At 70.0% G+C, this 22921-nt stretch carries 23 protein-coding genes and 1 pseudogene; 14 read left to right on the top strand and 10 right to left on the bottom strand.

The window, feature by feature from the left end; all coding sequences use genetic code 11:
• Positions 1-242: 242 nt before the first annotated feature.
• The 12 genes and pseudogenes from ACWPXE_RS23145 to ACWPXE_RS23090 all read left to right on the top strand — a co-directional run bounded on the left by ACWPXE_RS23145 (position 243) and on the right by ACWPXE_RS23090 (position 11308).
• A complete protein-coding gene (locus tag ACWPXE_RS23145) occupies positions 243-2492 on the top strand; it encodes a 4Fe-4S binding protein (RefSeq protein ID WP_454019691.1) in 2250 nt (749 codons plus the stop codon).
• Positions 2493-2544: 52 nt separating this feature from the next.
• Positions 2545-4488 carry a TAT-dependent nitrous-oxide reductase gene (nosZ, locus tag ACWPXE_RS23140; RefSeq protein ID WP_454019690.1) on the top strand — a complete coding sequence of 648 codons (1944 nt, stop codon included), beginning with the start codon at positions 2545-2547 and terminating at the stop codon, positions 4486-4488.
• A gap of 140 nt (positions 4489-4628) precedes the next feature.
• Entirely contained in the window at positions 4629-5996 is a 1368-nt protein-coding gene (locus ACWPXE_RS23135; RefSeq protein WP_454019689.1) for a nitrous oxide reductase family maturation protein NosD, read from the top strand.
• On the top strand, positions 5993-6862 hold the full coding sequence (locus tag ACWPXE_RS23130) for an ABC transporter ATP-binding protein (RefSeq protein ID WP_454019688.1): 870 nt from the start codon (positions 5993-5995) through the stop codon (positions 6860-6862). Before ACWPXE_RS23135 ends, ACWPXE_RS23130 begins: the two co-directional genes overlap by 4 nt.
• Positions 6859-7689, top strand: coding sequence for an ABC transporter permease (locus tag ACWPXE_RS23125; protein WP_454019687.1), 831 nt, complete (start codon positions 6859-6861; stop codon positions 7687-7689). Before ACWPXE_RS23130 ends, ACWPXE_RS23125 begins: the two co-directional genes overlap by 4 nt.
• Positions 7689-8288, top strand: a complete 600-nt coding sequence (locus ACWPXE_RS23120; protein ID WP_454019686.1) for a nitrous oxide reductase accessory protein NosL — start codon at positions 7689-7691, stop codon at positions 8286-8288. The genes ACWPXE_RS23125 and ACWPXE_RS23120 overlap by 1 nt, the downstream gene beginning before the upstream one ends.
• Positions 8285-8539 carry a hypothetical protein gene (locus tag ACWPXE_RS23115; protein ID WP_454019685.1) on the top strand — a complete coding sequence of 85 codons (255 nt, stop codon included), beginning with the start codon at positions 8285-8287 and terminating at the stop codon, positions 8537-8539. Before ACWPXE_RS23120 ends, ACWPXE_RS23115 begins: the two co-directional genes overlap by 4 nt.
• Positions 8467-8625, top strand: a pseudogene (locus tag ACWPXE_RS23110) (hypothetical protein); the annotation flags it as partial. The gene ACWPXE_RS23115 and the pseudogene ACWPXE_RS23110, both read left to right, overlap by 73 nt.
• Positions 8626-8651: 26 nt before the next feature.
• The gene (locus tag ACWPXE_RS23105; protein WP_454019684.1) at positions 8652-9269 is read left to right on the top strand and encodes an FAD:protein FMN transferase; all 618 of its coding nucleotides are present in this window, start codon (positions 8652-8654) and stop codon (positions 9267-9269) included.
• Between the two features lie 27 nt (positions 9270-9296).
• Positions 9297-9494: a twin-arginine translocase TatA/TatE family subunit gene (locus ACWPXE_RS23100; RefSeq protein ID WP_183182327.1), complete on the top strand. Its 198-nt coding sequence runs from the start codon at positions 9297-9299 to the stop codon at positions 9492-9494.
• A gap of 22 nt (positions 9495-9516) precedes the next feature.
• Positions 9517-10233 carry a cyclic nucleotide-binding domain-containing protein gene (locus tag ACWPXE_RS23095; protein WP_454019683.1) on the top strand — a complete coding sequence of 239 codons (717 nt, stop codon included), beginning with the start codon at positions 9517-9519 and terminating at the stop codon, positions 10231-10233.
• 28 nt (positions 10234-10261) lie between these two features.
• Positions 10262-11308 (top strand): NnrS family protein, encoded by a 1047-nt coding sequence (locus ACWPXE_RS23090; RefSeq protein ID WP_454019682.1) that lies wholly within the window; start codon positions 10262-10264, stop codon positions 11306-11308.
• A gap of 172 nt (positions 11309-11480) precedes the next feature.
• Here the strand turns inward: ACWPXE_RS23090 and ACWPXE_RS23085 are convergent, their stop codons facing one another.
• The 5 genes from ACWPXE_RS23085 to ACWPXE_RS23065 form a co-directional block, all read right to left on the bottom strand.
• Positions 11481-11849 (bottom strand): c-type cytochrome, encoded by a 369-nt coding sequence (locus tag ACWPXE_RS23085; RefSeq protein WP_454019681.1) that lies wholly within the window; start codon positions 11847-11849, stop codon positions 11481-11483.
• An 84-nt stretch (positions 11850-11933) separates the two neighbouring features.
• Positions 11934-12848, bottom strand: coding sequence for a ubiquinone anaerobic biosynthesis protein UbiV (gene ubiV / locus ACWPXE_RS23080; RefSeq protein ID WP_454019680.1), 915 nt, complete (start codon positions 12846-12848; stop codon positions 11934-11936).
• 12 nt (positions 12849-12860) lie between these two features.
• Positions 12861-13859 carry a ubiquinone anaerobic biosynthesis protein UbiU gene (ubiU, locus tag ACWPXE_RS23075; protein WP_237906710.1) on the bottom strand — a complete coding sequence of 333 codons (999 nt, stop codon included), beginning with the start codon at positions 13857-13859 and terminating at the stop codon, positions 12861-12863.
• Positions 13860-13863: 4 nt separating this feature from the next.
• The gene (gene ubiT, locus ACWPXE_RS23070; protein WP_454019679.1) at positions 13864-14493 is read right to left on the bottom strand and encodes a ubiquinone anaerobic biosynthesis accessory factor UbiT; all 630 of its coding nucleotides are present in this window, start codon (positions 14491-14493) and stop codon (positions 13864-13866) included.
• Between the two features lie 149 nt (positions 14494-14642).
• Positions 14643-15155, bottom strand: coding sequence for a DUF2249 domain-containing protein (locus tag ACWPXE_RS23065; protein ID WP_454019678.1), 513 nt, complete (start codon positions 15153-15155; stop codon positions 14643-14645).
• Between the two features lie 219 nt (positions 15156-15374).
• Here ACWPXE_RS23065 and ACWPXE_RS23060 point away from each other — a divergent pair, with 219 nt between their 5' ends.
• Both ACWPXE_RS23060 and ACWPXE_RS23055 read left to right on the top strand, forming a co-directional pair.
• The gene (locus ACWPXE_RS23060) at positions 15375-16115 is read left to right on the top strand and encodes a Crp/Fnr family transcriptional regulator (RefSeq protein ID WP_454019677.1); all 741 of its coding nucleotides are present in this window, start codon (positions 15375-15377) and stop codon (positions 16113-16115) included.
• Positions 16116-16186: 71 nt separating this feature from the next.
• Positions 16187-16423 (top strand): DUF1858 domain-containing protein, encoded by a 237-nt coding sequence (locus tag ACWPXE_RS23055; protein ID WP_454019676.1) that lies wholly within the window; start codon positions 16187-16189, stop codon positions 16421-16423.
• Positions 16424-16443: 20 nt separating this feature from the next.
• Here ACWPXE_RS23055 and ACWPXE_RS23050 read toward each other — a convergent pair whose 3' ends face one another.
• From ACWPXE_RS23050 to ACWPXE_RS23030, 5 genes are all read right to left on the bottom strand, one after another.
• A complete protein-coding gene (locus tag ACWPXE_RS23050) occupies positions 16444-17610 on the bottom strand; it encodes an NnrS family protein (RefSeq protein ID WP_454019675.1) in 1167 nt (388 codons plus the stop codon).
• A gap of 23 nt (positions 17611-17633) precedes the next feature.
• The gene (locus ACWPXE_RS23045) at positions 17634-18848 is read right to left on the bottom strand and encodes an NnrS family protein (RefSeq protein ID WP_454019674.1); all 1215 of its coding nucleotides are present in this window, start codon (positions 18846-18848) and stop codon (positions 17634-17636) included.
• Positions 18845-19618, bottom strand: a complete 774-nt coding sequence (locus ACWPXE_RS23040) for an ATP-binding cassette domain-containing protein (protein ID WP_454019673.1) — start codon at positions 19616-19618, stop codon at positions 18845-18847. Before ACWPXE_RS23040 ends, ACWPXE_RS23045 begins: the two co-directional genes overlap by 4 nt.
• A gap of 20 nt (positions 19619-19638) precedes the next feature.
• On the bottom strand, positions 19639-21924 hold the full coding sequence (locus ACWPXE_RS23035; protein ID WP_454019672.1) for a TonB-dependent receptor family protein: 2286 nt from the start codon (positions 21922-21924) through the stop codon (positions 19639-19641).
• A gap of 164 nt (positions 21925-22088) precedes the next feature.
• On the bottom strand, positions 22089-22913 hold the full coding sequence (locus ACWPXE_RS23030; protein ID WP_454019671.1) for an ABC transporter permease: 825 nt from the start codon (positions 22911-22913) through the stop codon (positions 22089-22091).
• Positions 22914-22921 lie beyond the last annotated feature (8 nt).

Below are 22921 nucleotides of genomic sequence, written 5' to 3'. Positions count from 1 at the left end.
CCTCAATTTCGAAATACAGTTTGCCTAAAATACAATCTTGTGTCCCGCACGGTCATAATGAGCGGGACGCCGGGAGGAGGATAGTCCGGACTCATTTTCTCCGAATTGACGCCGGTCAAGAACAGGGTTCCGAACTTGTGGTCTCATGGCCGCGTCAAAGGGGCCTGCGGCCTCTTGATCAAGATCAAGACATCAGGGCAAGGGAAATGGTTGCAGACTTCTTGCGGAGGACACGCGTACTGGTGGCTGGGCTGCTGATTCTGCTGGCCGGTCTCGGCACGGCGGACGCGGCAGAAGCGCTGCTGGCGCGGTATCTCGGCACGGTGCAGCCGGGCGATCTCGCCGCCGGTGCGGACCGCTTCGGCGCCCCCCTGCCGAACGCGCCGCTGGTTCCCGTCTACAAGGGCGACACGCTGGTCGGCCACGCCTTCCTGACCTCCGACTTCGTGAACACGACCGGCTATTCGGGCCGTCCGATCCATGTGATGGTCGGGCTGGCGCCGGACGGCACGGTGACCGGGGCGAAGCTGGTGGACCATCACGAGCCCATCGTCCTGATCGGCATCCCGCCCGCCAAGGTCAACGCCTTCATCGACGGCTACGTCGGCAAGAACGTGCTGACCCTGGCCTCGCAGAACGCGTCCAGCCCGCCGGTGGACATCGTGTCCGGTGCCACCGTGACGGTGATGGTGATCGGCGATTCGATCATCCGTTCCGGCAAGAAGGTCTTGCAGGCGCTGGGCGCGCCGGGAGCGGCCGAGGCCGCGCCGACCGTGACCCGCAGCCTCGACCTGTCCAAGACGGGAATCGAAGACTGGGCCACGCTGGTCGGCGACGGTTCCGTGCGCCGCCTGACGCTGACGGTGGGCGAGGTCAACGCCGCCTTCGAGCGCACCGGCAAGGCCGAAGCCGCCGCACGTCCCGAGGCCGGCGACCCGAACGACAGCTTCATCGACCTTTACGCCGCGCTCGCCACCATTCCCGCCGTCGGCCGCTCCCTGCTGGGCGACGCGGAGTACGAGGCGCTGGTGCAGCGGCTGAAGCCGGGCCAGCATGCCATCGTCGTGGCCGGGCAGGGGCGCTATTCCTTCAAGGGCTCGGGCTATGTGCGCGGCGGCATCTTCGACCGTTTCGAGCTGGTCCAGCATGAGGGCGCCATCCGCTTCCGCGACCGCCTGCACAAGCGTCTGGGCTCCTTGGCCGCGGCGGGCGCGCCGAATTTCCCCGAGATCGGCCTGTTCGTCATCCCCGAAGAGGTCGGCTTCAACCCCGCCGATCCGTGGCGCCTGCAGCTTCTGGTCCAGCGCGCGACCGCGGCGCTCGACAAGGCCTTCGTCACCTTCGACCTCGGCTACCAGCCGCCGGAGAAGTTCCTGAAGGTCGAGCCGGTGGCCGCTCCTGCCGCTGCCGCGGCGCCGGCCTCCGTGACGCCGGCCACCGTGGCTCCGATGGCCGCCGCCCTGGCGGAACAGGACGCGGCCGACGAGATCCCGCTTTGGCGGCGCATCTGGGAGAACCGGCTGTTCGACGTCGCCGTGCTGGCGAGCGCGATCCTGCTGCTGACCGGCATCTTCTTCTTCCAGGACCAGCTCGTGAAGCGCCCGGCCCTTTACGAGCGGGTGCGCACCGGGTTCCTCGTCTTCACGCTGGTCTGGCTCGGCTGGTACGCGACGGCGCAGCTGTCGGTGGTCAACGTGCTGACCTTCGCCAACGCGCTGCGCACCGACTTCCGCTGGGACTATTTCCTGATGGACCCGCTGGTGTTCATCCTGTGGTTCTCGGTCGCCGCGTCGCTGTTGTTCTGGGGTCGGGGCGCCTTCTGCGGCTGGCTGTGCCCGTTCGGCGCGCTGCAGGAACTGGCCTCCAAGGCGGCGAAGACGCTGGGCGTGCGCCAGATCGCGGTGCCCTTCGGGCTGCACCAGCGGCTGTGGCCGATCAAGTACATGATCTTCCTGCTTCTGTTCGGCCTGTCGCTGACCTCGCTGGCGACGGCAGAGAAGGCGGCGGAGGTCGAGCCGTTCAAGACCGCGATCATCCTCCATTTCGTCCGCGACTGGTGGTTCGTCCTGTTCGCCGTGGCCCTGATCGCCGCCGGCCTGTTCATCGAGCGCTTCTTCTGCCGCTACCTGTGCCCGCTGGGCGCGGCGCTCGCCATCCCCGGCCGGATGCGGATGTTCGACTGGCTGCGCCGCTACAAGGAATGCGGCAACCCGTGCCGGCGCTGCGCCAACGAGTGCCCGGTCCAGGCGATCCACCCCGACGGCTCGATCAACCCCAACGAATGCATCCAGTGCCTCCACTGCCAGGTGCTCTACCACCACGACCGCAAATGCCCGGTCATGATCCAGAAGCGCCTGAAGCGGGAGCGCCGCGACGCTTCCCAATCCACCGGCCAATCCACCGGCACGGTTGCCGAGGCCAAGCCCCGGGCCGCCGTGCTGACCACCGATCCCACCACCGGGCACCTGTCCGCCCGGCCGGAAGGACTTTGACCCACCAAGTCGAAACAAGAGCCCCGTAAGGGGACATCGAAGGAGTTCACCCATGTCGGAAAATAAGGCGTCGAACATCAAGGTTGAGCGGACGGGCGTGAACCGCCGCGATCTTCTCGGGGGCACCGCCAAGGCGGCGGCGCTGGCCGGAATCGCCGGCGCGGTGGCCGGCGGCACGGCGGGAGGCGCGCTGTTCGGCGCCGGGCCGGCCGCGGCCGCCGGGGCGGGCAACCAGAAGTACGAGGTCAAGCCGGGCGATCTCGACGAGTACTACGTCTTCCATTCCGGCGGCCAGTCGGGCGAGCTGCGCATCCTCGGCCTGCCCAGCATGCGCGAGCTGCACCGCATCCCCGTGTTCAACCGTTGCAGCGCCTCGGGCTGGGGCCTGACAAACGAGAGCCGGAAGATCCTGACCGAGGGTCTGACCGAGGAGAACCGGAAGTATCTGGCCAACCACGGCGGCACTTGGCTGAACGGCGACCTGCACCACCCGCACATGTCCTTCACCGATGGCACCTACGACGGGCGCTACATCTTTGTGAACGACAAGGCGAACACCCGCGTCGCCCGCATCCGCTGCGACATCATGAAGGTCGACAAGATCATCGACATTCCGAACGTCTCGGCGATCCATGGCCTGCGTCTGCAGAAGTACCCGCGCACCGGCTACGTCTTCGCGAACGCCGAGCAACTCGTGCCGATGCCGAACGACGGCAAGAACGTCGATCCGAAGAACTACCGGACGCACTTCTCCGCCATCGACGGCGACAGCATGAAGGTGTCGTGGCAGGTCCGGGTGGACGGCAACCTCGACAACACCGAGGCGGACTACCAGGGCAAGTACGCCTTCTCGACCTGCTACAACTCCGAAAGCGGCGTGACCACCGCGGAGATGACGGCGAACGAGCAGGACTGGATCGTCATCTTCAACATCAAGCGCATCGAAGAGGCGGTGAAGGCCGGCAAGGTCGAGGTGATGCACGGCGTGCCGGTCGTGGACGGCCGCCACGGTTCGCCCTTCACCCGCTACGTGCCGATCCCCAACAGCCCGCACGGCATCAACGCGGCGCCGGACGGCATCCACGTCACCATCAACGGCAAGCTGTCGCCGACGGTGTCGGTGATGGACGTCCGCCTGCTCGACGACCTGTTCGACGACAAGATCAAGCCGCGGGACGTCATCGTGGCAGAGCCGCAGCTGGGCCTCGGACCTCTGCACACCGCCTATGACGGGCGCGGCAACGGCTACACCACGCTGTTCCTCGACAGCCAGATCGTGAAGTGGAACATCGACAAGGCCAAGCGCGCCTACAAGGGCGAGAAGGTCGATCCGATCATCCAGAAGCTGGACGTGCACTACCAGCCGGGTCACACCCACTCCTCAATGGGCCAGACCAAGGACGCCGACGGCAAGTGGCTGATGGTGCTGAACAAGTTCTCCAAGGACCGCTTCCTCAACGTCGGTCCGAGCAAGCCGGAGAACGACCAGCTCATCGACATCTCGGGCGACGAGATGAAGCTGGTGCACGACGGCCCGACCTACGCCGAGCCGCACGACACGCTGATCGTCCACCGGTCCAAGCTGAACCCGAAGAGCGTCTTCACCCGCGACGACCCGATGTGGGAGGAGGCCCGCCAGCAGGCCAAGAAGGACGGCGTCAACCTGGACGACGACGCCAAGGTGATCCGCGAGGGCAACAAGGTCCGCGTCTACATGTGGCAGCGCGCTCCGGCCTACGGGCTTGAGGAGTTCACGGTCAAACAGGGCGACGAGGTGACGCTCTACATCTCCAACATGGACGATGTGGACGATCTGACCCACGGCTTCACCCTGTCCAACCACGGCATCGCCATGGAGATCGGGCCGCAGCAGACCAGCTCGGTCACCTTCATCGCCGAGCGTCCGGGCGTGCATTGGTACTATTGCCAGTGGTTCTGCCACGCCCTGCACATGGAGATGGGCGGCCGCATGATCGTCGAGCCGCGCGCCACCTGAGGCACCGTTTGCCCCCTCCCTGATCCTCCCCCGCTTCGCAGGGAGGGGAATTCGGCCCTCCCCTGCGTCAGCGGGGGGGAGGAGGACCCGCGAAGCGGGAGGGTGGGGGCAACACGCCGCAAAACAATCAAGGCAAGCCAATGCCCCACCACTCTCCACTCCCCCTCCTCGCCGCGGCGCTCGCCTTCGCCGCCGGGACGGCCTGCGCCGCCACGGTGACGGTGGCGCCGGGCGGGCTGGACGGTGCGCTCGCCGCGGCGGCGCCCGGCGACACGCTCGTCCTCGCCCCCGGCACGCACCCCGGCCCCGTCGTGGTCCGCAAGCCGGTCACGCTGCTCGGCGAGCCGGGCGCCGTCATCGACGGGGGAGGGGAGGGGAACGCCGTGACGGTCTTCGCCCCCGACGTGACCGTGCGGAATGTCGAAGTCCGCAATTCCGGCATCAGCCTGTCCGAGCAGAACACCGGAATCTTCCTGGGCAAGGAGGCGCACCGCGGCGTGATCGAGGGCAACCGGCTGCACGACAACCTGATCGGCGTCTATGTCTGGGGCGCCCACGATGTGATGGTCCAGCGCAACGACGTCATCGGGCGCACGGACCTGCGCCTGTCCGAGCGCGGCAACGGCATCCAGTTGTGGAACGCGCCGGGCACGCAGGTGGTGGACAACCGCGTCCAGGACGGGCGCGACGGCATCTTCACCACGACGTCGAAGAAGAACCTGTTCGCTCGCAACCGGTTCGAGCGGGTGCGGTTCGCCGTCCATTACATGTACACGAACGATTCCGAGGTGTCGGACAACCTGTCGGTCGGCAACCATGTCGGCTACGCGATCATGTATTCTAACAACCTCGTGATCCGGAACAACCGCTCGCAGGGGGACCGGGAGCATGGGCTGCTGCTGAACTACGCCAACAGCGCGCTCATCGAGGGCAACGTGGTCGCCGGTCCTCTGTCGCCCGAACAGGCGGCGCCGGTGGAGGTGGTGGCCGATAAGGACATGCCGGTGGCGACCGACGGCCCGGTGGAGGGCCAGCGCACCGGCACCTGGAAATGCGTCTTCATCTACAACGCCAACAAGAATCGCTTCACCGGCAACCGGTTCGAGGGCTGCGAGATCGGCGTGCACTTCACCGCCGGGTCGGAGCGCAACACGCTGACCGGCAACGCCTTCATCGGCAACCGCACCCAGGTCAAGTATGTCGGGACCCGTCACCTCGACTGGTCGGAGAAGGGGCGCGGTAACTACTGGTCCGACAACGCCGCCTTCGACCTGAACGGCGACGGCGTCGCCGACGAGGCCTACCGCCCCAACGACGTCGTCGACCGCGTGATGTGGGCCTATCCGGCGGCGAAGCTGCTGATGAACAGCCCCGGCGTGCAGGTGATCCGCTGGGCGCAAAAGCAGTTCCCGGCGCTGCACCCCGGCGGCGTGATCGACAGCGCCCCTCTGATGAGCCCGCCGCCGTCTCCGGCGCTGCGCCAAACGGCGGAAAGGAACGCCCAATGACCGACACACCGACCATCCGTGTGGAGGGAGTCTCCAAGCGCTACGGCGACGCCTTCGCCGTGCGCGAGGTGGATCTGGACCTTGCTCCCGGCGAATGCGTGGCCATGGTCGGCCACAACGGCGCCGGCAAGAGCTCGCTGATCAAGCTGATGCTCGGGCTGACCACGCCGACCGCCGGCAGCGTCCGCGTGCTGGGCGGCGACCCGGCGAGCGCCTCGGCCTCTCACATCCGCCGGCAGGTCGGCTTCCTGCCGGAAAGCGTCGCCTTCCACCCCAGCATGACCGGGCGCGAGACGCTGGACTTCTACGCCCGGCTGAAGCGGGTTCCGCGTGACGGCAACGACGCGCTGTTCGAGCGGGTGGGGCTGGAACCCGCCGCGGTGAAGCGCCGCGTCGGCACCTATTCGAAGGGCATGCGGCAGCGGCTGGCACTGGCTCAGGCGCTGCTCGGCGGGCCGAAGGTGCTGTTCCTCGACGAACCGACGACCGGCCTCGACCCGGCGCTGCGCCAGAGCTTCTACGAGATCGTGCGGGACCTGCGCGACGCCGGCACCACCGTCCTGCTGTGCAGCCACGCCCTGACCGAACTGGAGGGGCAGGCCGACCGCGTCGTGGTGATGAACCGCGGGCGCAAGGTCGCCGACGGCTCGCTCGCCACTCTGCGCGGGCTGGCCCAGCTGCCGGTGCGCATCCGCCTGACCCTGCCGTCCGGCGAGGTCGTGGAGACCGCCTGCGCCAACGACGACAAGGTGGCGACGCTCCGCCAGATCGCCTGCGAAGGCCCGGAACTCGCCGACATCGAGGTCGTACAGCCGAGCCTGGACGAGATGTACGCCCACTTCCTGCGCCGGGAGGCTGCGGAATGAACACGCTTCTGACCATCGCCGCCAAGGAGGTGCGCGACGGCCTGCGCAACCGCTGGGTCGTCGCCACCACGCTGCTGATGGCGGCGCTGGCGCTGACGCTGAGCTTCCTGGGGGCCGCCCCGACCGGCACGGTCGGCGTCGGCCGGGTGGAGGTGACCATCGTCAGCCTGTCCAGCCTGACCATCTTCCTGCTGCCGCTGATCGCGCTGCTGCTGTCCTTCGACGCGGTGGTGGGCGAGATCGACCGCGGCACCATGTCGCTGCTGCTGTCCTACCCGGTGGCGCGCTGGCAGGTGCTGATCGGCAAGTTCCTTGGCCACGCCGCGATCATCGCCTTCGCCACCGTGCTGGGCTACGGCGCCGCCGGGGTGGCGCTGGCGATGAGCGGGACCGAGATCGGGCCGGAGAGTTGGCGCGCCTTCGCCGCCATGATCGGATCGAGCGTCCTGCTGGGCGCCGCCTTCACGGCCATGGGCTACCTCGCCTCCACGCTGGTCCGCGACCGCGGCACGGCGGCGGGCATCGCCGTGGCGATCTGGCTGGTGCTGGTCCTGCTCTACGACATGGCGCTGCTGGGGCTGCTGGTGGCCGACGGGGGCAAGACGGTGAACGCCGGCCTGCTGAATGGGCTGCTGCTCGCCAACCCGGCGGACGCCTTCCGCCTCTTCAACCTGACCGGCTTCAAGAGCGTCAGCCAGTTCGCCGGCACCGCCGGGCTGGCCGCGCAGGTGCAGGTGTCGGCCTCCGTCCTGCTGGCCGTGCTGGCCGGCTGGGTCGCCGCACCGCTGGCGCTGGCCGCCGTCCTCTTTTCCAGAAGGCAGATCTGATGAACACCTCCCTGAGAGCCACGCTGCTGGCGGCCTGCCTGCTGCTGCCGCTGTCCGCCTGTCAGCAGCAGAAGGCGGAGACCGCCCCGCCGCCGCCCGTCGCCATCACCGCCGACGCGATCGGCCATTACTGCGGCATGAACCTTGCCGACCATGCCGGTCCGAAGGGGCAGATCCTGGTCGGCGGGCGGGACCGCCCGGTCTGGCTGTCCTCCGTCCGCGACACCTTCGCCTTCACTATGCTGCCGGAAGAGGCGAAGGACGTCCGCGCCATCTACGTCACCGACGTCGCCCAAGCGGCCGATCCGCGCAAGCCCGACCTGACCGTCTGGATTGAGGCGCGCAAAGCCTGGTACGTGGTGGGCAGCCGTCAGCGCGGCGGCATGGGCGAGGCCGAACCCTTCCCCTTCGGCGACGAGGCCGCCGCCCGCCGCTTCGCCGCCGAGAACGGCGGCGCGATCAAGCGCTTCGCCGAGGTGACCGAGGACGAGATTCTCCACCCCACGCTTCCCTCCGAGCAGACCGCCGCCGATGAACCGGCGGAGCAGGGCGGCAAGCATGGCGGCGGCCACGGCGCCGGGCATGGAGGCACGCCATGACCACCCGCCGCCGCTTTCTCGGCATCGCCGCGGTGGCCGCCGGGCTGGCGCTGCTGCCGGGCGGCCTCCGGGCGGCGGGCGTGCCGGCGCGGACGTGGCGCGGCGTCGCGCTGGGCGCGGATTCCATGATCCAGCTGGCGCACCCGGACCCCGCCGAGGCCGACCGGCTGATCGCCCTGTGCCTGGAGGAGGTCGCGCGGCTGGAGCGGGTCTTCAGCCTCTACCGGACGGATCCGCTCTGGCCCGCCTGAACCGCGACGGCGCGCTGGACGCGCCGCCCGCCGATCTGGTCCGGCTGCTGTCCGAGGCCGCGGCCTTCAGCCGCCGCACCGACGGCGCCTTCGACCCGACGGTGCAGCCGCTGTGGCAGCTCTACGCCGGCCATTTCGCCCGCCCCGGCGCGCCCCCGCCGGTCCGCCGGAGGCCGCCGTCCGCGCGGCCAGGGAACTGGTCGATCACCGCAAGCTCCGCGTCGAACCGGGCCGCGTCGCCTTCGCCGGGCGCGGCATGGCGGTGACGCTGAACGGCATCGCCCAGGGCTACGTCACCGACCGCGTGTCCGAGCGGCTGCGGGCGGAGGGCATGACCGACGTGCTGGTCGATCTGGGCGAAATCCGCGCGCTCGGCCATCATCCTTCGGGCCGTCCCTGGTCGGTCGGCCTCGCCGATCCGCTCGCGGAAGGCCGCAACGCCGACACGCTGGAGATCGCGGACCGGGCGGTGGCGACGTCGGGCGGCTACGGCACGCCCTTCGATCCCGCCGGGCGCTTCACCCACCTGTTCGACCCGGCGACGGGCGGCTGCGCGCGGGAGTGGTTGGCGGTCACCGTGCTCGCCCCCGACGCCACCACCGCCGACGCCCTGTCCACCGCCCTGTCGGTCGCGCCGGAAGCGCGGGCCGCCGTTCTCCTCGACCGTTTTCCGGGCACCGCCGCCCGTCTCACCCGCCGCGACGGCAGCGTCCTCGCGCTGCGCGCCTGACCGTCCTTCATCCAGGAGACCATCGTCATGGGAAGTTTCAGCCTGATGCATTGGGCCATCGTCCTGCTGCTCGTCCTGCTGCTGTTCGGCGCGGGCAAGCTGCCCAAGGTCATGGGCGACCTCGCCAAGGGCGTGAAGTCCTTCAAGGCCGGCCTGAAGGACGACGAGTCCGACGCTGCCCCCGTCCTGGTTGAGGCGTCGCGCAAGCCCGCCTCCGAAGCCTGACCGCGACACCAGAGCCGGGACGATGAAACAGGGCGCCCTGACGCTGATGCGCGACCTCCCGCTGTTCGAGGGAGTCGCCAACGAGACCTTGGAGGCGTTGACCTACGGGGCGCTTCTCCAGTGGTTCCCCCGCGAGACACGGCTGTTCGCGGAGGGCGAGATCCCCGACTTCCTGCACATCCTCGTCGAGGGCACGGCGATGCTGGCCGGCTGCGACGAGGCAGGGCAGGAGACGGTGATCGACATCGTGCGCCCCGGCGATTGCTTCGTGCCGGCGGCGGTGCTGGCCGACGCGCCATACCTGATGTCGGCGCGGACGCTGGAATCGTCGCGGATTCTGATGCTGGCTGCCCCCGTCCTGCGCGCGCAGGTCGCCCGCGACCACGCGCTGGCGCTGCGGGTGATGAGCACGCTGGTCGGGCAGTGCCGCGGGCTGGTGCGCGAGGTCAAGAATCTGAAGCTGCGCACGACGACCCAGCGGCTCGCCGCCTTCATCCTGTCGCAGGTCGATCCGTCGCCTCGGGACGAGACGGAGGACGGCGCGACGGTCGAGTTGCCGGTCAGCAAGCGCGTGCTGGCCAGCCGCCTCGGCATGACGCCGGAACAGCTGTCCCGCACCTTCACCAAGCTGAGCCCCCACCAACTCCACGTCACGGGCAACACCGTCCGGGTGCGGTCGGTCGAACAGCTTCGGCGGCACTGCAACGTCGGCCATCCCAACGGTCATCACACCTCATGATCCAGCTAAGGCGGAGCGGGGCCTGACGGTGCCGTTCCGTCCCTTTTTTCTGCTGACCGCCCTGGACGCGCTGCTCGCGGTGGGGCTGTGGGTGCCGGTCCTTCTGGGGTGGGACGTGTCCAACGTGATCGCCGACCCGACGGGGTGGCACGGGCGGGCGCTGCTGTTCGGGACGTTGCCGGCGATGATGGCGGGATTCCTGCGCACCGCCCTGCCGCGCTGGACCGGGCAACCGCTGGTCAGCGCGCGCCTCTGGCCGCTTTTGGTGCCTCTCTGGCTGGCGGGACGGGCGCTGTCGCCCTGGGTGATCACCGCGCACGCGCCGTTCCTTGCCGCGCTGGCCCTTCTCGTGACCCTGCAGGTCGCCGCCGCGCGGGACCGGCGCAACGCCGTTGTCGCGGCCCTGGCCGGAGCGCTGGCCGGGGCCGCGCTGTGCGACGCCGTCCCGTCCGCCTTGGCGCTGTCGCTCGGGCTGGCCATGGTGCTGGGCGGCCGCATCGCGCCGAGCCTGACCGCCACCCATCTGGGCCTGCCCAGCAAGGCGGCGCTGTTCACCGAGCGCCCTTGGTTTGAGCGTGCCGCCGCCTTGTCCGCGACCTGCGCGCTGGCCGTCTGGCTGGCCGAACCAGGTTCTGGAACGACGGCCGCTGCAAGCCTTCTCGCCGCGCTGGCGCAGACGGCCCGGATGGTCCAATGGCGGGGCTGGCGGACGCTCGACCGGCCATCGGTCCTCGCCGTGCACGCGGCTTATGCCTGCATCCCACTCGGCTTCGCCTCCGTGGCGGCGTCGGCCGGCATGACGATTCATCTCTGGACGGTCGGAGCGCTCGGGCTGATGGGCTTCGCGGTGATGTCGAGCATGATCCGCAAGCACGCCGGCAACGCCTTCGGGCGGTCGGTGGTGGTGACGGGCTGCTACGTGCTCACCGCGCTCGCCGTTGCCTTGCGGGCGGTTGCCGCGGCGGCGGGAGATGATGGCCCGCTGTGGCTGTTGGCCGCGGCCGGCGCCTGGAGCGCGGCGGCGATCCTGTTCCTGGCCGCCTTCGGCCATCTTCTCGTCCGCGGCCGCCCTTGAGCGGAAAAAAGCCCACCGGCGAAGAACCGATGGGCTTGAAGGGGGCAGAAAAACGGGAGGGTACTCGTCCAGCGGGGACGCAATCGATCAACGATTGTGCGGTTATCATAGCGGCTGATTGCCCTCCCATCCTTGACGGCGGTCAAGCCGCCAAGGAAACGTGCTGATTTCGTCAGCTGTTCTTTTTCAGGAAGGCGATCAAGTCCTTGCGGGCCTGCTCGTTCTTCACGCCGGCGAAGGCCATCTTGTTGCCGGGGACGGCGCCCTTCGGGTCCGCCAGATAGGCGTCGAGCGCCGCCTCGTCCCAGGCCCCGGCGTTCTTCATGGCGTCGGAATACTTGTAGGCTTCGACGGAGCCGGCCTTGCGGCCGACGACGCCATGCAGGTTCGGGCCGACGCGGTTCGGGCCGCCGGCCTCAATGGTGTGGCAGGCCTTGCACTGGTTGAACACCTTCTCGCCGGCGGCGGCGTCCTGCGCGGCGGCAAGGCCGGGGGACGACGCGACCAGCCCGAAGGCGAGCAGGGCAAACATGCGCTTCATAGGGGTTTCCTCGTTCAACGGACTCAAAAGTCAGCCGGGCCGCGCGGGAAGCGACGGTCCGACGGACATCGGATGGCGGGCGCGTCAGGCGACCGGCGCCGCAGCGTCGGCGTAAGCCGCACCCGCCATGTTGTGGAAGAAGCCGTTCTCCAGCGGGACGGCGGTCATGCCGCGCAGATCCGCCATCACGTCCTGTCCGCTGCGCGCGCCGTCCAGAACGGCGCGGAAGGCCTTGGCGACGGCGACCATGTCGAGGTCCTGCGGCGACAGGCGGAAGCGCTGGATGCCCATTGTCCGCAGTTGGTCGATCTCCGCCGCCAGCGCCAGATAGCCGTGCGACAGCGTCTGCGTGCCGTTGACCGACAGGAAGGGCTGGCCGTCGACGGTGCTGACCGGCATGCCGTCCGGGTCGTTGGCGCAGACGAACTGGCAGCCGTCCTTGTGCAGCGCGTGCGCCCGCGCGTGGTAGCAGCGGGCGGAAATGGCGAGCGGGGCGCGCCCGAACACCTGCACCTCCATGGACAGGCCGAGCGCCGCCCCCGTCTTCGCCATCACGGCGACGGCGGCGGCGGGAAGCTCCGCCGGCAGCGACACCGCGACGGCGCCGCGCCCGGCCAGCCACGCCAGGGTCGCCTCGTTGTAGCTGTTGATGAAGGGGCCGACGGCGTGGCGGCGCCCCTCCAGCAGGGCCAGCGCGCCCATGTCGTTGGCCTCGACCGGCAGCAGGTCGCTCTCCACGAGGTCGCGCATCGCCGCGCGGTCGCGATCGCTGCCGACCAGGATCGGGCTGGCGAGCCAGACCTCCTTCCCGGCGGCAGCCAGACGGGCGATCACCTCGTCCATGACCGGGGCGAGGAAGGGCGCGCGCTTGGAACAGACGATCTCGCCGACGACGACGGCGTCGACCGGCGCCTCGTCGGCGATGCGGGCGTAAAAATCCCGCCAACGCTCCGCCGGCCAGTTGAACAGGACGGGACCAAGGGTCAGGGTGGGTTTCATGAACGCAACTCCTCAGCGCCACGCGCGGGTGTAGGCGCCGGTGGTCTGGGCCCCGCCCTCGACCATGGCCTCCAGGTCGAGCGCCGGCACGGGCAGCCCGCGTTCGAACGCGTCCAGCGCCCGGCGGTAGGCGCCGACCACGGCGGCGATGTAGGCCTTGCCGCGCTGGCGGCCTTCAATCTTCAGGGCGCACACCTTGGCGGCCTTCAGCTCCGGCAGCAGGGCCAGCGCGTTGAGGCTGGTCGGCTCCTCGAACAGGTAGGCCGGATCGCTGGAGGTGCCGCCGCCGGGCACGAAGCGGCCCTTGCACAGCGTCGGATAGCCCGCCGGCTCCCCGGCGCCGAAGACGTTGATGGTGAAGCCGCCGAGGCGCGACGCCAGCGCCTCGCCGCGCGGCTCGTAACGCACATGGCTGGCCGGGGAGCAGACGCCCTGCTTGTTGGGCGACAGCCCGGTCGCGTAGGAGGACAGCGAGCAGCGCCCCTCCGCCATCGGGCAGAGGCCGCCGAAGACGAAGACCTCGGTCTCCACATCGACCTCGGCGTTCAGCCGGGCGATCTCCGGCACCGTCAGCACGCGGGGCAGCACGACCCGCCGCACGCCGAAGGCCTCGCGGTAGAGCCGGATCGCCTCGGCGTTGGCGGCGGAGGCCTGAACGGACAGGTGAAGCCGCAGGTCGGGATGGCGCTTTGCCGCGTAGTCGAGCAAACCGAGGTCGGCGAGGATCACCGCATCCGCCTTCAGCCGCGCGGCGTCGTCCACCGCGCGCTGCCAGGGGGCGAGATTGCCAGCCTGGGGGTAAGTGTTGATGGCGACGAAGACCTGGACCGACCGCGCGTGGGCGTAGGCGATGGCCTCGGCCAGTTCCGGCCGCGAGAAGTTCAGGCCGGGGAAGTTGCGCGCGTTGGTCTCGTCGCGGAAGCCCAGATAGACGGCGTCGGCGCCCGCGTCCACGGCGGCGCGCAGCGCGGCGGGGTTGCCCGCCGGGCAGATCAGTTCGAAGGAACCCATGCCGTTACGCTCCCTGCCGCGGGCTGGTGAGCCGCCGCTCCAGCATGGTCATGCCCCAGCGCACCGGCGGCGGGGCGAAACGGCGCGCCGTGGCGAGCAGGTCGAGCGCCCGCCCGGCGTTGCGCCGCGCCACGGGCAGGGCGTGCCGCAGCGGACCGGCCGCGGCAGCGACGTCGCCGAACAGGTCCATCTCCTCGCCGTCCAGCGTGTTGCGGAGCGCCAGGATCAGGGCGGTGTCGCCCTCGATGGAGAGTTCGCGGCGGAAGAACAGCGCGTCGCCGTCGATGCGCCCTTCCAGCAGGTCGAGGAGCCGCGCGCAGGGGCCGCGCACCGTGGCCTCCGCCTCGGCGGTGCGGTCGCAGACCCGCAGGGCGAGGCCGGGGCCGACGCGGAGCAGCAGGGCGGCGGGCGCGTCCACGGGATCGATGAGCAGGCGGGCGTCGGGCAGCTCGCCGAGGGCGGTGAAGGCGCGCGGGTGGCGCGCCTCCAGAATCCGCAGCAGCCGATCGAACAGCAGGCCGCCGGCCCGGTCGCCGAGCCGCCGCGCGAACCCCAGCCCGGCCCGCGTCAGTTGGACTTCGACGTCGCGGGCACGGGTGTCCGGGGCCATCTCCTGGGCCTTATCCTGAGCCATAAAGCCGGGATCGCGCATACGCCTGTCTCCTTCCCTTCGGAATGGTCGTGTGGCGGGCGGAGCCCGCCGGGCTTCGGCAATACAGCCCGGTGGTCATACCATCCTTGATGACGGTCAAGCCCAAGGTCCCGAACGGCCGCCTGGGGCGATCAGCCGCACATGCCCCCGCAGCAGGAGCCGGAACGCCGGGCGACCAGACGCTCGTAGGACAAGTGCAGTTGCCCGGCGGGCGGGATGACCCCTTGCATCAGGTCGAGCACCTGCTCCGCGCTGGTGCCCGGCGGGCAGTCGGTGATCTCGCAGACCAGCCCGCCGTCCGCCACGCCGAGCGGCGTCTCGGCGGCGACCGCGCTCGCCTGTCCGCCGCGCCCGATGCGCACCCGCAGGGAGGTCGCCGGGGCGGTGCCGGACTCGGGCCGCCCGATGCGCACCCGCCAGCGCTCCGGCCCGCGCTCCAGATAGGTCCAGCTCACCGCATCGCCGAACAGCGCCTGGATCTGGAGAGAGAGCGGGCGCGGGTCATGGTCGTTGACCAGCACGAAGCCGCGGCCCGGCGCCAATTCCTGCGTAGCCTGGAGGATCAGCGGGTGGCGCTGGTGGGGCGGAATGGACTGGACGTCGATGACCGGCTCGGCCGCGGTGGACTGTTCGGCGATCTGCATGGGGGAGGTCCGAAGGGTTGCGATGTGGCGACAAGCCTAAAGGACTGGTCCTATCGGCTCTTTGTTCCAGGACAAATTGAGACCTTGGTTCCGGCTTTGAGTTTCAATCCGAGCGCAGGCGGGTTGCGGCGCGGCGCGCGGGCGGTCATCTTGGAAGGCAACTTTTCCGTGACGGCTGCCCGCAGGGGTGGTCGGGCACGACCTTTTGAGGATGGTCTGATGACGCCGCTTGCCCCCGATCCCGCCAGTCTGCGTGGCCTGCGGCTGTTCTCCGGTCTGGACGCGGCGGCCCTGGCCGAGATCGTCCGGTCCGCCCATACCCGGCGGATCGAGAAGGGAACCACCATTTTTTCCCAGGGCGACCGGGCGGCCCTCTGCCACGCGCTGATCGACGGGCGGGTCAAGATCGTCCAGACCGGGGCCGACGGTCAGCAACTGGTGGTCCGCTACATCGGTGCGGGGGAGATGTTCGGCACGGCGGCGGTCTTCTCGGGCGGCATCTACCCCGCCGACGCGCTCGCCATGGTCGATTGCGTCGGCGTGCACTGGACCGCCGCGACGATGGGCGAACTGATGGAGCGCTACCCCCGCATCGCGCTGAACGCCCTGGACATCGTCGGCCGCCGCCTTCAGGAGGTGCAGACCCGCCTGCGCGAGTTGTCCACCGAGCGGGTCGAGCGTCGCGTCGCCCACGCGCTCCTGCGGCTGGCCCGTCAGGCGGGCCGCCGGGTCGGGAACGGCATCGAGATCGACTTTCCGCTGTCCCGTCAGGACATCGCGGAAATGACCGGAACCACGCTGCACACGGTGAGCCGCATCCTCAGCGGTTGGGAGGGACAAGGGATCGTCGAGGGCGGACGCCAGCAGGTGACGATCCGCCAGCCGCATGCCCTGGTTGTCATCGCTGAGGATCTGCCCAAGCCGGAGAAGCCGGAAGTGACCCCGAAACCGGAGAAGTAGGCGGGGCCGAACCTTCGTTCCGTTTGCGCGGGCGCAAAGAAACGCGCCCGCCGGGGCGCTAGGGTGCCGGGATGATCGCTCCGCCATCACCTTGCGCCACCGCGGCCTTGCCCTCGTCCTCCGACCTCGTCGAGGATGTGCTGGAGCGCTGGCCTTCGACCATTTCCGTGTTCCTCAAGCACCGGATGGCCTGTCCCGGCTGCCCGATGGCGCGTTTCCAGACCGTCGCCGAGGTGGCGGACGACTATGGCCTCGACACCGACGCTCTGCTCGACGAGTTCGCGCGGGCCATCGCGGCTAACGGTTGACGTTCCTTGCCGCCGGCCCTTCATCGCCGACGGGTCAGCAGCATCCGTCCGTAGACCATGGCGAACATCAGGAAGGCGGCAACCCACAGGACACCCGCCAGCGGCAACAGCAGCATGGTGCGCTGCGGGTCGAGGGCGGCGGCGATCCGCGCGCCCGCTGCCAGCGTCACGGCGACGTAAATCGCCACCGTCGCCCAGGAAGCGGTGAGCGCCCGCCCGGTGTGGCCCAGGGTGACGCGGGTCATCATCGCCAGTGTCATGCCGCCGATGGCGCCCGCGGTCCAGGCGTGGAGCGCCGCGCTTCCATGAGCGGCACTGCCGTTCAGCGAGGCCCAGGCCGCCAGCAGGAACCCGACCGGGATGAAAGCGTAGGCGACGTGCAGGACGAGCACGAGCGGCTCGGACAGCGTGCGCTGCGCTTGCCACCGCGTGAGCCGCACCGCCTGCGCCAAGCCGGCGACCAGCAGCAGGGCGCCGGTCAGGCGCTCGTTCAGCACCGCGCCGTCCCGCAAAACCCAGGCGATCAGAGCCAACAGGCCGAGCCCCATCGCCGTACTGTCGAAGCGGGAGAAGGGTGCCGGCAGCCGCGCGCCGCCGCGCGCCCTCAGCCAATTCCCGGTGAAGCTCGGGATGATCCGCCCGCCGATCAGCATGATCAAGGTGACAATCGCCGCCACCGCGAGTCGCGTGCCGTGGACGCTCTGCCCGAAGCGCCACAGCTCCCAATGGAACAGGCCCTGCGCGCCGATCAGGATGGCAAGGACGGCGACGACCTTCAGATTGCGCCAGTTCCTCGCCGCGGCGATCTCCCGCCCGGCCACAGCGGCGAGGGCCACCGGAAACAACAGCGCGAGCAACGCGATCGCCAACGGTCCCAGAGCCGCCGATCCGGCCACGCCCAGCCGTCCCACGATCCAGACGGCGAACAGCGCCGCCAGCGGCCAGCCGGCCACGGGCGGACGCCCGGTCCAGTTCGGTATCGCCGTCAGCAGGAAGCCGGCAACGATGGCCGGGACGAAACCGAACAGCAGCTCGTGGGCGTGCCAGGAGACGGGGGAAAAATCCATCTCCGGGCTGACGAGGCCGAGGAACCATGGAACCCAGACGGCGATCAGTGCGGCGGCATAGAGCGCCCCGAACAGGAAGAAGGGACGGAAGCCGGCGCTGAAGAGGGTGATGGGCTTCATCGGGGGCCTTTTACGTTAAAGGGTCAACACACCGCGGCTTCGTCCACACGGGGCTTGGACAGGAACGGCCAGTAGATTTTCAGCCAGAGCAGGAAGGCCGCCGCCCAGAGCAGGGCCGCCAGCGCGTGCGGCGGTCCAGGTGGCACAGGCACAATGCCCAGTTCCGGCAGGACCCGCAGGGCCACCGCCCCCGCCAGCAGCGGAAACGCCAGCCGCGCCCTCGCCGGAAGGGGAAAGGTCCGGCCGGTGTGGAACAGCCCGGCGATGGCGAAGACCGCCAGCACGCCGAGGCCCAGCCCGCCCATCAGCGCCAGATGCAGCGCCGGCGTTTCGGGAAAGTCAGCCCCCAGCCGGGAGGCTCCGATCAACAGCAGGCCGGCGCCCGCCATCAGGCTCGATCCGGCCAAGGCCAGGATCTCCGCGCGAAAGACGGCGCGGCCGATGAAGGATTCGGCAACCCGGTCGAGAAAGGCGGCTCCGGCGGCGACGAACAGATAGGCGCTCACCATGGGCGATAGCCCGGCGATCTCCCCGGCCAGGGCGATGGCGACCAGACCGGGCGCCAGATTGAGGCGTCCCGGATGGGGCCGGTAGGGCGAACTGCTCTGGCTGGGGTCGAGGACGAGATTCGTGACGGGCACCGAAATGCGCGCCAGAACGAGACCCAGAAGCCCGAGCAGCACCAGACCGGCGGCGTGCAGTCCGGCCTGCGCCCACTCAACGTCACCGATGACAAAAGCGGCGTGGACCACGGCACCCGAAACCGCGAGCGCGCTCAGCCAGAGGAGAACGCCGAGCAACCGGCTGGTGCGCTTGCGCCAGGACACCGTCGCGACGTAGAGGGGCAGGGCGGCGAGCCACGCCGTGTCGGCGACCGTGGCGACAACGGCCGACCCGTCGGCACCGGTCAGCCCGGCGACCCGCCCGATCCCCCACAGTGCCGCCAGCGCGAAGAGGGCGCGCCCCTGAAGCCGCCGGCTGTCGGTCCATTCCGGGATCGCCGTGGTGATGAAGCCGATCACCGCCGCGCCGAAGGAGCCGAACAGCATCTCGTGCGCGTGCCACAGCCCCGGCGGGATCGCGCCGTCGAAGGGCAGGGCGAAGCCGTTGACCACCGCCCACAGCACCGGCCACAGAGCAGCATGCAGGGCCGACAGCGGGAAGAACAGCCGCAGCCCCTCGTCGCCGAGGATGCCGGCGAGGGTCGGCGCGCGGGCGGTTCGGATCGTGTCCGTCACGGGGTCCGCCTTTCGTCGATGTCGTGGATGTGGCGGAACAGCGGGTCGTCGGACAGAAATCCGGCGACCAGCCGGTAGACGGTGCCGTCGTCGCGCCCGCCCGGTTCGCCGGGAACGGCGCGCGTCCCGGCGATGCCGCGCCCCTGGGCGTCCATGACCACGACCCGGTGGGCGATGCGCACCGCCTCCATCAGGTCGTGGGTGATGAACAGGGCGCCGAAGCGCGCCCCGCGCGCCGCCTCGATCACCAGATCCTGCATGCGGCGCTTCAGGGCGACGTCGAGCGCGGTGAAGGGCTCGTCGAAATAGACGAAGTCGGGGTCGATCGCCAGCGCCCGCGCGATGGCGGCGCGTTGGCGCATGCCGCCCGACAGCTCGACGGGGAACTTGTCGAGGTCGGCGCGGTCGAGTGCCACCCGCCTTGCGGCCTCTTCCGCCCGCTCCCGCCGTTCGCGGCGGGGCAGGCCGAGCAGGCGCAGCGGGTAGGCGATGTTGGCCCGCGCCGTCGCCCAGGGCAGCAGGCGCGGGTCCTGGAACACCATGCCGTGGCGGCGGTAGCGACGCGCGACGCGGCCCCGCGACGGCTCGACCACCCCGGCGGAGATGTGCGCCAGCGTGCTCTTGCCGCAGCCCGAGGGGCCGACGAGCGCCGCCACTTCGCCCGCCGCCAGCGACAGGTCCACGGCGTCGAGCACCGTGCGGCCGAGATAGGCGTGGCCGATGCCGGACAGCGTCAGGGAGGGGGCGGTGCCCATCGTTTCCCGGGTCATGGCAGGGTGCCTTTCCGATTTTAGAAGCTGACCTTCAGGCCGGCGTAGAAGGCCCGCCCGTCGCCCGGCAGGTAGACCGCCTGGGTGGGCGACGCCTGATCGACGATCAGCGTCGAGGAGGCGTAGGTCGCGTCGAAGATGTTGCGCGCCTCGCCATAGACGCTGACACGCTCGTTGATGGCGTAGGTGCTGCGCAGATCGACGGTGGCGTAGCCGTCCGTGTAGACACTGTTCATGTTGTCGACGGGGGTCTTGCCGGGATACCAGTCCACCTCCGCTCCCACCGACAGCGCCGTGGTGATGTCGTAGCGCGCCGAGGCGTTGATGACGTGGCGCGGCGCGCCGGCCAGCCGGTTGTCGCCGCGCACCGGATCGTCCTGGAAGCGGAAATCCTGGAAGGTGTAGGCGATCCGGCCGCTCAGCCGCTCGGTGAGGAAGGCCGACAGCCCCATATCGACGCCGAAATGCCGCGTCCGGTCGGCGTTCACCGCGCCGAGCGAGGCCCCGGTGGCGTCGCGCAGGCTCAGCAGCTCGTTCTTGACCCAGGAGTAGTAGGTCCCGGCATCGACCGCGACGACCCCGAAACGGCCGCGCCAGCCCGCTTCGACGGTGGTCGCCGTCTGCGCCTTGAGGTCCGGCGTGCGGTAGGCGGTGGAGACGAGGCCGGGCTGGGCCGGGTTCGGGCGCCCGGCGCTGCTGTTCGGCGTGCCGTTGACGGTGGCGATCAGGTCGTCGTGGGTGGGCGGCTCGAAGCTGCGGCTGACGGCGGCGTAAAGGGTGTGGTCCTCCAGCGGTTTCCAGGTCAGGCCGAGGCTGGGGCTGAATCCGGTGTAGCTGCGGTCGTAGCTGGTGTCGCCGGCGGGGATCGAGCCGGCGGGCAGCGCCACCCGCGGGTTGGCCGGGTTGAAGGCGATGGTCGGCCGCCGCGCCGCGCCGAAGGTGTCGTCGTTCTCGCGCGTGGCGTGGGTGACGGTGAGTGCCGGGGACAGGGTGACCGCGTTGCCCAGCGGCAGGTTCAGGCCGCCGTGGAGCGCCAGGGTGGAGGCGTCCATCGTGCTGCGTCCGAACAGGGCGCCCTGGCTGCCGGCGTTGTTCAGATAGTCCTCGCGGTCCGCCGATCCGACGACGTAGCGCAGGGTCGTCTCGAACAGCGGCAGGGGCTGGCTCGCGTCGGGGCTGTAGGCGTAGCGCGCGACGGCGGTGACGTCGCCGCCCTCGGTCTTGCGGACGCCCGAGGAGATCGGGAAGCGGAAGGTGTCGTCGGTGTGGGTGTAGCCCAGCGCGACGTCCAGCAGATGCGCCCCGAAGGTCGCCGTCGTCCGGTTGCCGACGCGGAACTGCCTGGCTTCGCGCTCGGGCCGGTCGCGGACGACGTTCGGTCCCGGATTGGTGGCGACGCCGTTGACCACGCGGGGGCCGGTGTAGACCGCCTTGGGGTTCGATTCCAGAAGCTGGCGGGTCAGCGGGCCGGCGACGTCGAAGGACAGGTCGGTGTAGCCGGCAAAGAAGCGGGTGGTGACGGTGTCGGACAGCACGGCGCCCGCGTTGGCGTCGAAGCCGGTGCGTTCGGAGCTGTTGTAGTCGCGGTAGCCGTCGCGCTGGCTGCGCTGGACCTGGACCAGCCCATCGAGCTTTCCGGCGCTGCCGCCGGCCTGCAGGCTGGTGTTGAATTGGCCGAAGCTGCCGCCCTCGACGCCCAGCCGGTAGCCCGGCGCGGAGGAGCCGGTGGGGGAGATGAAATTGATCGCCCCGCCCAGCATGCTGGCGCCCAGCCGGTTGGCGGTGTAACCGCGGTAGATCTCGGTGAACTCCGCTTGGCGCGGGTTGGCCAGCCCGACGATATAGGAGCCGTCGGCCCGATTCAGCGGCAGGCCGTTCTGCAGGGCCAGGATGCCGCGCTCCACCGGATTCTGCTGGAGCCCGGAGCCGCGGATCTGGATGCGCGGCTGGTCGTTGCCGCCGAAGAAGTTCTGCACCACCACGCCGGGTACTCCGGACAGCGCGTCGGACACCGTGACGTTCGCTTTGCCGGTCAGATCCTCCTCCGCCACCAGGGCGGTGCCGCCGGGGATCGCTTCCAGACGGCGGCGGGCGGTCGCCTCGGCACTGTCGGTCTGTCCCTCGACCATGACCGGGGAGAGGAAGACGGCGGCCCCCGGTGCCGCCGACTGCGCGTGGGCCGGCGGCGAAGCCGCGGCGCCCAGAGAGGCCATGGCCAACCCGGCCAGAAGGATGGGGGCGCGGGTGGCGGTGTCCGCTCGCGCGGTTCGGAACGCCGCTTGGCCGGCCTGTCCCCGTGTCGTCATGGTGCTCGTTTCCCCGGAAAAGCCGATGTCTCGGACTTAAATGCAAATGATTGTCGTTCGCATTTTATCGGCCTTTCGGGTGGGCTGTTTGTCCGCGGTCAAGTTCGAGGCGGAAAAGCAGCGTGCACGGTCGATTTTTTCCCCGCTGGCGCCGGCCTTGGCGGTCAGCGCTTGACGCCCCAGGGGCGCGCGGCGTTGCGCCAGCGTTCGAACTCGGACCGGATGGGGTGGACCAGCGTGTATTCGACGACGATCAGCCCGGTCACCGCGATCAGCACCCAGGCCAGCGCCTCGGCCACGTCGAGATTGGCGCGGGCGGCGGCCAGCGCGCCGCCGATGCCGCCGGTGTTGGCGAGAAGCTCGGCCATCACCGCCACCTTGAAGGCCGAGCCGAGCGCCACGGTCAGCGCCGGGAACAGGAAGGCGGCGACGTGGCGCAGCCCGAGCGTGGTCAGCCGGGCGAGCGGGCCGGCGCCGAAGGCGCGGGCCATGTCGTCCAGCCCGCGGTCGCGGGTGACAGCGCCCTCGGCCACGCCGACGAAGACCACCGGGGTCGCGGCGACCAGCACCGTCGTGATGATCGTTCCGTCGGTGGAGCCGAACCAGATCATCGCCAGCACGATCCAGGCGATGGGCGGGACCCCCAGCAGGACGGTCAGGATCGGGCGGGCCAGCCGCATCGTCGCCGGCGAATAGCCGGCGGCCAGCCCGCCCGCGGCGCCGGCAAGGGCGGCCAGCGCGAAGCCCTCGACCGCGCGCAGCGTGGTCTGACCGGCCAGTTCCCAGGCGGCGGGATCGGCGGCGATGGTCAGTCCGGCGGTCAGGGTCGCCAGCGGGGCCGGCAGGATGAAGTCGCCGTAGCGCTCATGCCCCGCCTGCCAGAGTGCGGCGAACAGGGCCAGCCCGGCCAGCCCGGCCCAGCCCGACCACAGGAATTGCCCGACCCGGCCCAGCCGGTCGAAAACCGCGTCGGCGCGCGCCGTCGTCATGCCGCACC

It is taken from the genome of Azospirillum sp. Marseille-Q6669 (genome assembly GCF_965111635.1).
The sequence above is the reverse complement of the archived record's forward strand: the minus strand, read 5'-3'. Positions and strand labels throughout refer to the sequence as shown.

Excerpts from the sequence above, each read along its gene's own strand:
- nosZ (WP_454019690.1), top strand. The coding sequence starts at position 2,545 with ATGTCGGAAAATAAGGCGTCGAACATCAAGGTTGAGCGGACGGGCGTG.
- ACWPXE_RS23135 (WP_454019689.1), top strand. The coding sequence starts at position 4,629 with ATGCCCCACCACTCTCCACTCCCCCTCCTCGCCGCGGCGCTCGCCTTC.
- ACWPXE_RS23130 (WP_454019688.1), top strand. The coding sequence starts at position 5,993 with ATGACCGACACACCGACCATCCGTGTGGAGGGAGTCTCCAAGCGCTAC.
- ACWPXE_RS23125 (WP_454019687.1), top strand. The coding sequence starts at position 6,859 with ATGAACACGCTTCTGACCATCGCCGCCAAGGAGGTGCGCGACGGCCTG.
- ACWPXE_RS23120 (WP_454019686.1), top strand. The coding sequence starts at position 7,689 with ATGAACACCTCCCTGAGAGCCACGCTGCTGGCGGCCTGCCTGCTGCTG.
- ACWPXE_RS23115 (WP_454019685.1), top strand. The coding sequence starts at position 8,285 with ATGACCACCCGCCGCCGCTTTCTCGGCATCGCCGCGGTGGCCGCCGGG.
- ACWPXE_RS23100 (WP_183182327.1), top strand. The coding sequence starts at position 9,297 with ATGGGAAGTTTCAGCCTGATGCATTGGGCCATCGTCCTGCTGCTCGTC.
- ACWPXE_RS23095 (WP_454019683.1), top strand. The coding sequence starts at position 9,517 with ATGAAACAGGGCGCCCTGACGCTGATGCGCGACCTCCCGCTGTTCGAG.
- ACWPXE_RS23085 (WP_454019681.1), bottom strand. The coding sequence starts at position 11,849 with ATGAAGCGCATGTTTGCCCTGCTCGCCTTCGGGCTGGTCGCGTCGTCC.
- ubiV (WP_454019680.1), bottom strand. The coding sequence starts at position 12,848 with ATGAAACCCACCCTGACCCTTGGTCCCGTCCTGTTCAACTGGCCGGCG.
- ubiU (WP_237906710.1), bottom strand. The coding sequence starts at position 13,859 with ATGGGTTCCTTCGAACTGATCTGCCCGGCGGGCAACCCCGCCGCGCTG.
- ubiT (WP_454019679.1), bottom strand. The coding sequence starts at position 14,493 with ATGGCTCAGGATAAGGCCCAGGAGATGGCCCCGGACACCCGTGCCCGC.
- ACWPXE_RS23065 (WP_454019678.1), bottom strand. The coding sequence starts at position 15,155 with ATGCAGATCGCCGAACAGTCCACCGCGGCCGAGCCGGTCATCGACGTC.
- ACWPXE_RS23060 (WP_454019677.1), top strand. The coding sequence starts at position 15,375 with ATGACGCCGCTTGCCCCCGATCCCGCCAGTCTGCGTGGCCTGCGGCTG.
- ACWPXE_RS23055 (WP_454019676.1), top strand. The coding sequence starts at position 16,187 with ATGATCGCTCCGCCATCACCTTGCGCCACCGCGGCCTTGCCCTCGTCC.
- ACWPXE_RS23050 (WP_454019675.1), bottom strand. The coding sequence starts at position 17,610 with ATGAAGCCCATCACCCTCTTCAGCGCCGGCTTCCGTCCCTTCTTCCTG.
- ACWPXE_RS23040 (WP_454019673.1), bottom strand. The coding sequence starts at position 19,618 with ATGACCCGGGAAACGATGGGCACCGCCCCCTCCCTGACGCTGTCCGGC.
- ACWPXE_RS23035 (WP_454019672.1), bottom strand. The coding sequence starts at position 21,924 with ATGACGACACGGGGACAGGCCGGCCAAGCGGCGTTCCGAACCGCGCGA.
- ACWPXE_RS23030 (WP_454019671.1), bottom strand. The coding sequence starts at position 22,913 with ATGACGACGGCGCGCGCCGACGCGGTTTTCGACCGGCTGGGCCGGGTC.